The sequence below is a fragment of the Epilithonimonas pallida genome (assembly GCF_900182975.1).
Classification (GTDB): domain Bacteria; phylum Bacteroidota; class Bacteroidia; order Flavobacteriales; family Weeksellaceae; genus Epilithonimonas; species Epilithonimonas pallida.
Window position 1 is genome coordinate 256,637 of record NZ_FXUO01000001.1, and the last position, 11,612, is coordinate 268,248.

General features: G+C 37.1%; 8 protein-coding genes. All 8 read left to right on the forward strand.

Annotated features, from left to right (window positions below; all coding sequences use genetic code 11):
- Positions 1–79: 79 nt before the first annotated feature.
- The 8 genes from QOL71_RS01070 to QOL71_RS01105 all read left to right on the forward strand — a co-directional run bounded on the left by QOL71_RS01070 (position 80) and on the right by QOL71_RS01105 (position 11,608).
- Positions 80–2,959 (forward strand): SusC/RagA family TonB-linked outer membrane protein, encoded by a 2,880-nt coding sequence (locus QOL71_RS01070; RefSeq protein ID WP_283415165.1) that lies wholly within the window; start codon positions 80–82, stop codon positions 2,957–2,959.
- An 11-nt stretch (positions 2,960–2,970) separates the two neighbouring features.
- Positions 2,971–4,935, forward strand: coding sequence for a RagB/SusD family nutrient uptake outer membrane protein (locus QOL71_RS01075; protein ID WP_283415166.1), 1,965 nt, complete (start codon positions 2,971–2,973; stop codon positions 4,933–4,935).
- An 84-nt stretch (positions 4,936–5,019) separates the two neighbouring features.
- Positions 5,020–6,198, forward strand: a complete 1,179-nt coding sequence (gene uxuA / locus QOL71_RS01080; RefSeq protein WP_283415167.1) for a mannonate dehydratase — start codon at positions 5,020–5,022, stop codon at positions 6,196–6,198.
- A gap of 124 nt (positions 6,199–6,322) precedes the next feature.
- Positions 6,323–7,138, forward strand: a complete 816-nt coding sequence (locus QOL71_RS01085; protein ID WP_283415168.1) for an SDR family oxidoreductase — start codon at positions 6,323–6,325, stop codon at positions 7,136–7,138.
- A 111-nt stretch (positions 7,139–7,249) separates the two neighbouring features.
- Positions 7,250–8,668, forward strand: a complete 1,419-nt coding sequence (uxaC, locus tag QOL71_RS01090) for a glucuronate isomerase (protein ID WP_283415169.1) — start codon at positions 7,250–7,252, stop codon at positions 8,666–8,668.
- Between the two features lie 2 nt (positions 8,669–8,670).
- Complete coding sequence (locus QOL71_RS01095) at positions 8,671–9,678, forward strand: PfkB family carbohydrate kinase (protein ID WP_283415170.1); 1,008 nt, start codon at positions 8,671–8,673, stop codon at positions 9,676–9,678.
- The gene (locus tag QOL71_RS01100; RefSeq protein WP_283415171.1) at positions 9,675–10,310 is read left to right on the forward strand and encodes a bifunctional 4-hydroxy-2-oxoglutarate aldolase/2-dehydro-3-deoxy-phosphogluconate aldolase; all 636 of its coding nucleotides are present in this window, start codon (positions 9,675–9,677) and stop codon (positions 10,308–10,310) included. The genes QOL71_RS01095 and QOL71_RS01100 overlap by 4 nt, the downstream gene beginning before the upstream one ends.
- Positions 10,310–11,608 carry an MFS transporter gene (locus QOL71_RS01105; RefSeq protein ID WP_283415172.1) on the forward strand — a complete coding sequence of 433 codons (1,299 nt, stop codon included), beginning with the start codon at positions 10,310–10,312 and terminating at the stop codon, positions 11,606–11,608. The genes QOL71_RS01100 and QOL71_RS01105 overlap by 1 nt, the downstream gene beginning before the upstream one ends.
- The last annotated feature ends 4 nt before the right edge of the window (positions 11,609–11,612 follow it).

Here is an 11,612-nt window from a genome sequence, read left to right on the forward strand (position 1 = left end):
AATAAATAAGAGAGTTACGCCAATCTCAATACCGGGAACCGACAACTTTCTTATCAAACTAACTTTAAAAATAATAATTATGAATCTATTTCATTTAAGTAAAACCAATAGAGCAGCATTGTTTTTCGCAATGACTCTATTACCAACAGGTCTTGTCTATGCGCAAAGCAAACGGGACACTGTACAAAAGGAGAAGCAGATTGAGGAGGTTGTTGTTATTGGATATGGAACTCAGAAAAAGGAAGCTGTTACAGGATCTGTTGTTACAGTAAAGGGAGAAACATTAAGAGAAGTACCAACGGTTAATATTTCACAGGCTTTACAAAGTAGAAGCGCAGGGGTAGAGATTAATCAAACATCAAGCAAACCTGGCGCAACAATGAAAATAAGGATCAGAGGAACAAGATCTTTAACTGAAACAGCAAATGATCCACTTATTGTTTTGGACGGCATTCCTTTTACAGGATCTCTAGGTGATATCAGTTCAAGTGACATCAAGAGTATTGATATTCTAAAGGATGCTTCTGCAACAGCAATTTATGGATCCAGAGGTGCAAATGGTGTTATTATGGTAACAACGAACAGAGGAGTAAAAGGTCAGAAACCAAGATTTACTTACAATTCTTTCACAGGCTTTCAAACTTTATTTTCAAAGTATCCTATGATGAATGCTGATCAACTGACTAAGTTAAGACACGATGCAAATGATCTTATAAAGAATGGGGATAATGAAAAGTACGGCATTGATACAGACTGGCAAAAGTTATATTATAAGCCGGCAATAATGACAAGTCATGACGTAGGAGTTTCAGGTGGTACAGAAAGCGGAAATTATAATGTTGGGTTGTCATACTTGAAACAGGATGCAATTGTTCCATTACAGAATTATGAGCGTATGGCTATAAGAATAGGTTTGGATCAGCAGGTTGGGAAAAATTTTAAATTCGGATTTACTACAAACTCTAATTACGTACAGACAGAAGGTAATGGTATTGCTTCTGCTCCAACCTTAGGATACTCTCCCTTAGCAAGTCCATATGATGAATTTGGAAACTTAAGAAGAACAATTACAACTTCATCAAATATGGATCAAGCCTGGGTGTATATTAGGCAGAGTATTAATGCATTAGGAGATAAGTATGTGGATGAAACAAAAGCTTTTTCATCATACAACAATATTTATGGCGAAATAAAACTTCCATTAGACGGATTAAAATATCGTCTAAATGTTGGCTTGGATTTTAGAACTTCTAATAGTGGTAATTATACAGGCGTAGGTGTTTTTAATATTAATCCTGCAGCTATTTCTTCTGCTGGTAGAGGGAATAATCAAACTTATCACTGGACTATAGAAAATTTGTTGACATATGATAAAACTTTTGGAAAGCATAAAATAAATGCTGTTGGACTATATTCATCAGAGCAAAACACATATATAAGTAACTATATGAGTGCCAAAAATGTACCAGCGGATTTTTTCCAATATTATAATCTGGGACAATCACCACAAGCGGATATCACTGTAAGTCCTAACGATCAGTATTATGCTAGAACTGGTTTAATGTCTTATATGGGCCGAGCAATGTATACTTATGATAACAAATATATGATTACTGCTACGTTACGCGGTGATGGTGCATCTGTACTTGCGGAAGGTCACAAATGGCATACATATCCTGCAATTTCACTAGGTTGGAATGTGGCAAATGAGAACTTTATGCAGAATTTAAAAGTCATTAATCTATTCAAATTAAGATATGGATGGGGGCAGACCTCTAACCAAGCAATTAACCCATATACAACTTTAGGTAGTTTATCAGTTAATCCGTATAACTTCGGAACGGCATACTCTACTGGTGTATCTATTAATACAGCGCCTAATCCTTCTTTAGGATGGGAATATTCCAAGACTCATAATGCAGGACTGGATTTTGGTCTTTTAAATAATAGAATTACTGGTACGGTAGAATATTACAGAACACATACATTCGGTATCTTGCAAAACAAAAGTTTACCACCTACTGCGGGAATACCGGGTGGGGTATTACAAAATGTTGGAGATGTAGAAAATAAAGGATGGGAAGCATCACTTAATGCAAATATCATTGATAATCCAGATGGGTTCAGTTGGGATGCAGGAATCAACTGGTATGCAAATAGAAATAAAATCCTTTCTCTTGCATCTGGTGCAGATAGAGACATAAATAATCTTTGGTTTGTAGGTTATAATATTAATGCTCTATATGATTATCAATATATTGGATTATGGCAAAATGGGGATCCGTACTTAAAAATTTTAGAACCACAGGATGGGTCTGCAGTTGGAATGATTAAAGTGCTTTATACTGGAGGCTATAAAGCAGATGGTACTCCTGAAAGAGCAATTGGTCCGAATGATATGCAAGTTATTAATACTAATCCGGATTGGCAAGGTGGTTTCAATATGCGTTTTGCTTATAAAGGTTTTGAGTTGAGTACAGTTGGAGCATTCCAGAAAGGGGGGGTCTTGATTAGCTCTATTTATGGGTCTGCAGGATATCTTAATCGATTAACCGGAAGAGGAAACAATGTAGATGTAGATTATTATACAGATGATAATCCTAATGCAAGATATCCAAAACCAGGAGGCTTGTTAAGTGGTGACAATCCAAAATATCTTTCAACTTTGGCTCTTTTTGACGGGTCATACTTAAAGTTAAGAACTATAACTTTGGGGTATAATGTAAACAAAGATTTTCTTAATGATTTAAAACTAAATAGTTTAAGAATTTATTTTACAGTTACTAACCCCCTAGTATTGTTTTCTCCTTACCACAAACAATCCGGTATGGATCCGGAACCTAACTCTACAGGAGATCAAAATCAAGCTGTAAGTAGTTATAAAAATCGCCAGTTGATTATTGGTACCAATAATCCTGCGACCAGAAATTTTATAATGGGAATTAATTTATCTTTTTAAATCACATCATCATGATAAAAATTAATAAAAAAATAGTTTTGGGAGTTTTAGTTAGCTCATTATGCTTGTCCAGCTGTAATGAAGTTTTGGACGAACAACCTAGATCAGGATATACAGTTGATTATTTCAATTCTGCAGATGGCGTAACATCAGGAATAACTGCTTTATATAGAAGTCTACGTCTGCTTTATGGTAATGGTTATTATATGAGCGCAACACAAAATGGTACGGATGAAGCTACTTGGGCTCAAAGTGCGGATGGTAATTTTAGAGATCTTGATATGACCGGCGCTACAGGTGCAATCAACTCAAATACATTTCCTACTAGTATGGTTTGGGGATCATTGTTCCCTTACATTAATACAGCTAATGGTATTATAGAAAGAGCTCCTAAATTTAATATATCCGAGAACCTTGTTTCAGAAGCTCGTTTTTTTAGATCATTTTATTACTTTCAATTAGTGCAGACTTATGGCGGTGTACCTTTAGATTTAGGATCAGGAGAATTAGCTTTAAATATTTCTCCTACAACTTTGTCTAAAAGGAATACAGTTCCTGAAGTTTATACAAGAGGTATCTTTCCTGATTTATTAAAAGCTATAGATAATTTACCTACTGGGCCTAGAGTAACTGGAGGTGTAACAAAAAATGTTGCAAGACTTTTTTTGGCAAAAGCATATCTAACTTATGGATGGTGGTTGCAAAATCCAAATAATATCCCAACATATCCTGATACACCAAGAACGGATCCAGATGGTCATAATGTACAATGGTATTTCCAAAAGGCTTATGATTTGGCATTAGAAGGTATTAATAATCCAGGGCCATATGCATTACAACCAACTTATTATGATGTAAATGATGGTGCTAAAGATCGTAATTCCGAGCAAATGCTATATGCAGATCACACAGCTTCAAGTATTTTTTATAATGAAGGCGATCCGGTTGGATATGGTTCTGGATGGGCTCCTGATAATTTTGCAGCATGGATGCAAACATGGAACTATACGAATATTAAGAGTAGTAAGTCTGCCACATCATGGGATCCCGTAAGCCCAATAACCAGAGAAGCCGCACAACCTCTGGGAAGACCTTGGGTACGTATGGCTCCACCAATAGGAGTGATAAAAAATACTTTTGCAGATAAAACTAATGATTCTCGTTATGATGGTACTTTCGTAACAACTTATAGAGGAAATTGGCAAAAGAAAGGTACTAATCTGGAATCTTTGACAACAATGTACAATGCTAATAATCTTCCGGTTGCAGTTGGAGGAGCAATTTTAAGCTTTTTGGATGACGATTCTCAACTTTCAAATATTGTTTACCCTTCTGGTAGTGGGCAAAATAATATTGGTGCGGGTACATTGCCAGGACGTGCCGATTATGTAATCTCACCAAATGGAATCAGCCGAATTGTATACCCCGGTTTATGGAAAATTGGTACTTACCAAACAAATGATCCAACAGGGTTAGGTTATCCTAATGCTGCTCTAACTAGACCTTTTCCAGTAGCTAAATTTTCAGAATTTTACTTTATAGCGGCAGAGGCTGCTGTTAAAGGAGCTTCTGGAAGTATGAGTGCGAGAGATTTAATTAATGTAATTCGTGCACGAGCGGGAAAATGGAAATTTAATAACAAAAATAATGCCGCATATATTGCCGACAATAGTGCAGCTATGATTGCGGCAACGCCTGCTACTATTACTATAGATTATATTTTAGCAGAAAGATCAAGGGAATATTATGGAGAGTTTTACAGATGGTTTGATTTGGTAAGAACTCAAAAGTGGGCAGAATATGCTGCGACTTATCAAATTGGGGGAGTTAATTATGGTAATCATACTCCTCAGACGTTTACCAGAAATATTCAACCATACCATTATCTGAGACCAATTCCTCAGTCACAGTTGGATGCAATGAATGAAATGTCTGCTGAAGAAAAAGCAAAATACCAGAATCCTGGTTACAATTAATAAATTTTAAGTTCATATCAATCATTAGCAAAGTAGGTGTAATACTGCACCTGCTTTGTTTAATGAAATAAATTTACAAGTATTATGGAAAAAACATGGCGTTGGTTTGGGAAGAACGATAAAATTAAATTACAAACACTTCGGCAAATCGGTGTTGAAGGGATTGTTTCAGCGTTGCACGATATTCCTAACGGAGAAATCTGGAGCTTAGAGGCTATTAACGATTACAAAAATTATATAGAAAGTCACGGTCTTCGCTGGTCTGTTGTGGAGAGTCTTCCGGTAAGCGAAGCAATCAAATACGGAGGTGAAGACCGTGATTTTTTGATAGAAAATTATATCAAAAGTCTCGAAAACTTAGGAAAAGCAGGCGTAACTACGGTTTGTTATAATTTTATGCCGGTTTTAGATTGGGCAAGAACAGATCTTTTCCACGAATGGGAAGACGGTTCGTCGTCGTTGTATTTTGATAAAGCAAGATTTGCTTATTTTGAAATTCATATTCTGAAAAGAGAGGGTGCAGAAAATGATTATAGTCCTGAAATTCTGCAAAAAGTGGAAGAATTAAAAAACACGCTCACAGAAAAGGATAACAATGATCTGATAGATTCTGTCATTGTAAAAACACAGGGATTCGTTAACGGAAATATTAAAGAAGGGGATCTAAATCCTGTAGAAAAGTTCAATAATTTATTGGCTTTATATGATGGAATTGATAAAAACCAGCTTCGGGAAAATTTAAAATATTTCCTTGAAAAAATAATGCCTGTCTGTGAAGAATGGAATATTCAAATGTGTGTTCATCCCGACGATCCACCTTTTGCTTTATTAGGTTTACCGAGAATTGTAACCAACGAAGAAGATATCGATTGGTTCCTGAATGCTGTGGATAATCCTCACAACGGATTGACTTTCTGCGCAGGTTCTTTGAGTGCCAATCTTCAGAATGACGTTCCGAAGCTGGCTCAGAAATTTGCCCACAGAACAAAGTTTGTTCATTTGAGAAGCACCAATGTTTTTGAAAACGGAGACTTCATTGAAGCGCATCATTTAGGGGGAAGAGGAAAATTAATCGACGTAATCAGGGTATTTGAGAAAGAAAATCCGGATTTGCCAATGAGGATCGACCACGGAAGACTGCTATCGGAAGATATTGATAAAGGTTATAATCCCGGCTATTCTTTCTTAGGAAGAATGTTGGCTTTAGGACAGATTGAAGGGGTAATGGCAACCGTACAAAACGAAATGTCCAAAAAACTTTAAAAAAACCGAAGGGTTTATTATAAATAGCCGTAGGTAAAACCTATGGAAAAAGTGGAAGACAATTTTCAACGAACCAGAAGGGTTCAATATCATTTATCAACCATCAATTATTATCAATATCATAATGAACGAAATATTCAGTATAAAAGATAAAGTAGCGGTTATTACAGGAGCTTCCGGCGTTTTGGGAGGAAGTCTTGCCAAAAGTTTTATCAAAGCGGGGGCAAAAGTAGTGGCTTTGGGAAGAAATCAGGAAACGCTGGATTCCCGTGTAAAGGAACTTACAGATTCGGGTGGTGATGCATTTGCCGTTGAAGCCAACGTAATGAACATCGAAAGCCTCGAGAATGCATCAAAGAAAATCATAGAAAAGTACGGTAAAATTGATATTTTGCTGAACATTGCCGGAGGAAATATTCCTTCAGCAACATTATCTCCTGAACAATCATTTTTCGATATGAACATCAGCGGATGGGATGAGGTAACCGACCTTAACATCAACGGAACCGTTTATCCAAGCTATGTTTTCGGAAAAGTAATGGCAGAACAAAAAAAAGGAAGTATCATCAATATTTCTTCAATGGCAGCTTATTCGGCGATTACGAGAGTAGCTGGATATTCGGCGGCGAAATCAGCAATTACCAATTTTACACAATGGCTGGCTTCCGATTTGGCTTTAAAGTTCGGGGATAAAATTCGTGTAAACGCAGTGGCTCCCGGGTTTTTCATTGGAGATCAGAACCGTGCTATTTTACTGAATCCTGATGGATCTTTAACAGACAGAAGCAAAAAAGTGATTGCCAAAACACCAATGCAGAGATTCGGAGAGGTGGAAGAATTAAACGGGACTGTACAGTTTCTCTGTTCAGATGCCGCAAGCTTCATTACCGGAGCTTTAATACCTGTTGACGGTGGTTTCAGTGCCTTCAGTGGCGTTTAAAATTGAATATTATTTTCTTTATATAGTGAGCAAGGCCTTAATGATTTTCTCATAGTTAAGGTCTTGTTTTAAAGATTTTTCACAAAAGTCAAAATCAATTTAAATTTAAAAATGAATTATTTCACAAGCAAGATAGAAGTTTTCGGAGAATCATTTTTGCTGGAATCGGCAAAGGCGGAGAATCTCTATTTTGGCTATGCGGAAGAGATGCCGATTATCGATTATCACAATCATCTGGAGCCTGAGGTCATTTCAAATAATCAGAATTTCCGTTCTCCTACTGCGATTTGGCTGGATGGCGACCATTACAAATGGCGCGCGATGCGGAATTTCGGGATTGATGAGCAATTCATTTCCGGAAACGCCTCAGACTCAGAAAAATTCCAAAAATGGGCAGAAACAGTTCCTTACACGCTTCGGAATCCCTTGTTTCACTGGACACATCTGGAGCTAAAAAATTCTTTCGGAATTATGGAATATTTGTCTGGCAAAAATGCGGCCGAAATTTACAGCTCGATGCAGGATGCTTTACAGCAACCCGGATTTACGCCACAGAATCTGCTCAAAAATTATAAAGTCGAAGCTCTTTGTACAACAGATGACCCGGCTGACAATCTGGATTATCATAAAGAATTAAAAGCAAGTAACTTTACTACAACGGTTTTACCAAGCTTTCGTCCGGATGTGTACATCAACATTATTGATTCCGAATCTTATATTCTCAATATTAAAAAACTTGAAAAAGCTTCAGGAATCAATATTAATTCAGTTTCAGATTTACTAAACGCGCTTGAATCTCGAATCAATTACTTTGATGAGATTGGAGCCAAAGTTTCAGACCATGGCTTCGAATATTTTCCGGACACGACCCGGTGGAATTCGGATTTAGAAAAAGAATTTTCAGAATTTCTAAAAGGTAACCAACTTACATTTTCCAATCCGGATGTGCTTTGCGGATTTCTTTTGAAAGAGCTCTGTAAAATGTATTCTGATAAAGGCTGGGTTCAGCAGTTTCACGTTGGCGCAACCAGAAATAACAATTCCCTTATGCTGAAAAATATCGGAGCAAATACAGGTTTTGATGCAATTGGAGAACAATATTTTGCACAAAGAATGAGCATTCTTTTTGACGAGCTCAATTCCGAAGGTAAGCTTGCAAAAACAATTATTTACAATCTGAATCCGGTTTATAATGAAGTTCTGGCATCTCTTGCAGGCAATTTCAACGAATCCGGAATCAAGTCGAAAGTACAGTTCGGCGCAGCCTGGTGGTTTCTGGACCAGCTGGATGGGATGCAAAAACAGATGAACACGCTTTCCAACATTGGACTTATAAGCACATTTGTCGGAATGCTGACCGATTCCAGAAGTTTTTTGTCATTCTCGAGACACGAATATTTCAGACGATTGCTTTGTAATATGTTCGGAAACGAGATGGAAAAAGGTCTTATTCCCGATGACGAAAAATGGGTTGGAAAAATCATTCAGGATATCTCCTATTATAATGCGAAAAACTATTTCAATTTTTAAGAATGGCTCAGGAAACTTCAAATAAAATTTTATGTTTCGGCGAATTGCTTTTGCATTTCGCTCCGGATTCTGAAGGAACTTGGCTGAAAAATCAAGCTCTCAAAATTTACGTTGGCGGAGCTGAGTATAATGTTGCTTCTGCACTTTCGAGATGGGGAAATCAGGTTTCTTTATATTCTGCATTGCCGGAAAATTATCTCGGCAATCAGTTGGAATTAAAATTAAATGATGAAAAAATAAAAGTTCTTGCAGAGAAGTCAAATGGCAGGATGGGAGCTTTTTACCTTCCTTTTGATGGCGATATGCAGAATGCGAAAGTCATTTACGACCGTTTCCCGTCAGTTTTCACAGAATCGGATTTTTCAGGTTTTTCTGATGACGAAGTTTTTAAGGATGTAACCTGGCTTCATATCAGTACAATTACGCCTGCTTTGAGCGAGAACGCTTTCCGGAAATGTCTTGATTTGATGAAGAAAGCCAATGCCCGAAATATCAAAGTTTCTCTGGATTTGAATTACCGTGCATCACTTTGGCAACATCAGAATCCTTACGATAAAATCTCTCAATTAATGCCATTTGTTAAGGTTTTAATGGGAAATATCTGGTCGATTCAGGAATTCTTAAATATCCCAATCGAATATGAATTGAATGGAAATTTTAATGATGAGAACCTTTTGAAACAAGCTGAAAAATCAGCTACAGAAATTCAGAAAAAATTCCCGAACGTGGAACAGATTGCCAATACTTTCAGGTTTACAAAAGGCGATGAGGTCAATTATTTTGCCACCTTATATTCTGAAGGGAAATTATTCATTTCAGAGCAATATTATTCGGATAAGATTTTGGAAAGAGTCGGCAGCGGCGATTCATTTATGGCAGCTTTGATTCACGGAAGCATAAAAGGAAATTCAATCCAAAAAATCCTGGATGATGCTGTAAAAGTGGCTTTCAGAAAACTTTTTGTAGAAGGTGACACCATCAATGAAACAATTAATATCGAAAAATTATGAATCCGATCATACAAAAAATAAAGGACCAGAAAATTGTTCCGTTGTTCTACAACGAATCTTTTGAGGTTTCAAAAAGTACCATAAAAGCGCTTTATGACGGTGGAATCCGTATCATAGAATATACTAACCGTGGCGATCAGGCATTGGAAAATTTTACCAGGCTTAAAGAAATTTCTTCTACAGAATTTCCCGGACTTTTATTAGGAATCGGAACTGTTAAAAATACCGAAGAAATGGACGATTATGCCAATGCAAAAGCTGATTTCATCATTACACCGGTTATTAGCAGGAAAATCATCAAACATTCGATAAAGAAAGATGTGCTGCTGATTCCGGGTTGTTTTACGCCGTCTGATGTTAATTTAGCTTTTCAGAGCGAACTTAATTTAGTTAAAATATTTCCGGCTGATGCGTTAGGTAAAAATTATATCAGATCCATCCAACCTGTTTTTCCGGGAATGAATTTTATGCCAACCGGTGGAGTAAATGCCGATGTTGAGGATATCAATGAATGGCTCAAAGGTGGAGCAATTGCTGTTGGATTGGGCAGTTCCTTGATAAAATCAGATTTAAACAAAGAGAAACTTACCGAAAAAGTGAAAAATTTATTACAACAACTTAATCAAAACTAATGCAGGCTCCTAAAAACCGAAATATCAGATGGTTTATGCTGTCTTTGGTCTTTCTCGCAACGACGATCAATTATCTCGACCGTCAGGTAATGGGCTTGCTAAAACCTGTTCTGGAAAAGGAATTCAGCTGGGACGAGAAGGATTACAGCTACATTGTGATGGCTTTTACGACGACTTATGCTGTCGGTTATCTCGCAATGGGAAGATTCATAGATAGAGTAGGAACTAAAATTGGTTATGCAGTTTCTTTGATAGTCTGGAGTTTAGCATCTATCGGACACGGTTTTGTGAAAAGTACGGTCGGATTTTTAATTGCGAGAAGTACTTTGGGAATTAGTGAAGCGGGAAATTTTCCGGCAGCCATAAAATCTGTCGCCGAATGGTTTCCGAAAAAAGAAAGAGCCTTAGCAACCGGAATTTTCAATTCGGGTGCAACAGTTGGAGCCATTTTAGCACCGCTTCTTGTTCCTTTTATTTTAGGGCATTATGGCTGGAGAGAAACTTTTGTCTGGATTGGCGCATTGGGTTTATTATGGATTGTTTTGTGGTGGAGATTTTACAATATTCCGGAAAAAACTAAAAAACTAAGTAAGGAAGAACTTCAATACATCAAAAGTGACCAGGCTGGACAAACGGAAGAACAGTCCAAAGTTCCGCTTTCGGAATTATTAAAATATAAAGTAACCTGGGCTTTTACCATCGGAAAAATCCTTACCGACCCAATTTGGTATTTCTTTATGTTCTGGCTTCCGGCTTATTTCGCAGACGTTTTTAAAATGGATTTAACCAAACCTTCCATCCCGTTGATTATCATTTACAGCGGAACTACGATTGGAAGTATTGGTGGCGGTTATCTGTCTTCATTATTAATTAAAAAAGGCTGGACGATTGGAAGAGCGAGGAGTTTTACAATGTTGCTTTTTGCCTTGATGGTCGTTCCTGTAATGTTTTCAAAATATGTAGACAATATGTGGATGATTACCATTATCATTGCGTTGGCAACAGCTGCGCATCAGGGTTGGGGCGCGAATCTGATGACAACAGTTGGCGATAAATTACCTAATAATTATGTGAGTTCGGTCATTGGTTTTGGCGGAATGCTGGGGTCAGCTGCCGGAATTCTTTTTCCACTTTTCATCGGAATTGTTTTGGATACATTCAAAAAAGCGGGAAATATCAATGGTGGTTACAATATCATATTTTTCATAGCTGGTGTTTCTTACATTGCAGCTTGGGGAATTATTTGGTTGATTAATAGAAATACGACCGTCAATTCTGTCTCAGAAAAGAAAATTTAAAAAA

Excerpts from the sequence above, each read along its gene's own strand:
- QOL71_RS01085 (WP_283415168.1), top strand. The coding sequence starts at position 6,323 with ATGAACGAAATATTCAGTATAAAAGATAAAGTAGCGGTTATTACAGGA.
- QOL71_RS01070 (WP_283415165.1), top strand. The coding sequence starts at position 80 with ATGAATCTATTTCATTTAAGTAAAACCAATAGAGCAGCATTGTTTTTC.
- uxaC (WP_283415169.1), top strand. The coding sequence starts at position 7,250 with ATGAATTATTTCACAAGCAAGATAGAAGTTTTCGGAGAATCATTTTTG.
- uxuA (WP_283415167.1), top strand. The coding sequence starts at position 5,020 with ATGGAAAAAACATGGCGTTGGTTTGGGAAGAACGATAAAATTAAATTA.
- QOL71_RS01105 (WP_283415172.1), top strand. The coding sequence starts at position 10,310 with ATGCAGGCTCCTAAAAACCGAAATATCAGATGGTTTATGCTGTCTTTG.
- QOL71_RS01100 (WP_283415171.1), top strand. The coding sequence starts at position 9,675 with ATGAATCCGATCATACAAAAAATAAAGGACCAGAAAATTGTTCCGTTG.
- QOL71_RS01075 (WP_283415166.1), top strand. The coding sequence starts at position 2,971 with ATGATAAAAATTAATAAAAAAATAGTTTTGGGAGTTTTAGTTAGCTCA.
- QOL71_RS01095 (WP_283415170.1), top strand. The coding sequence starts at position 8,671 with ATGGCTCAGGAAACTTCAAATAAAATTTTATGTTTCGGCGAATTGCTT.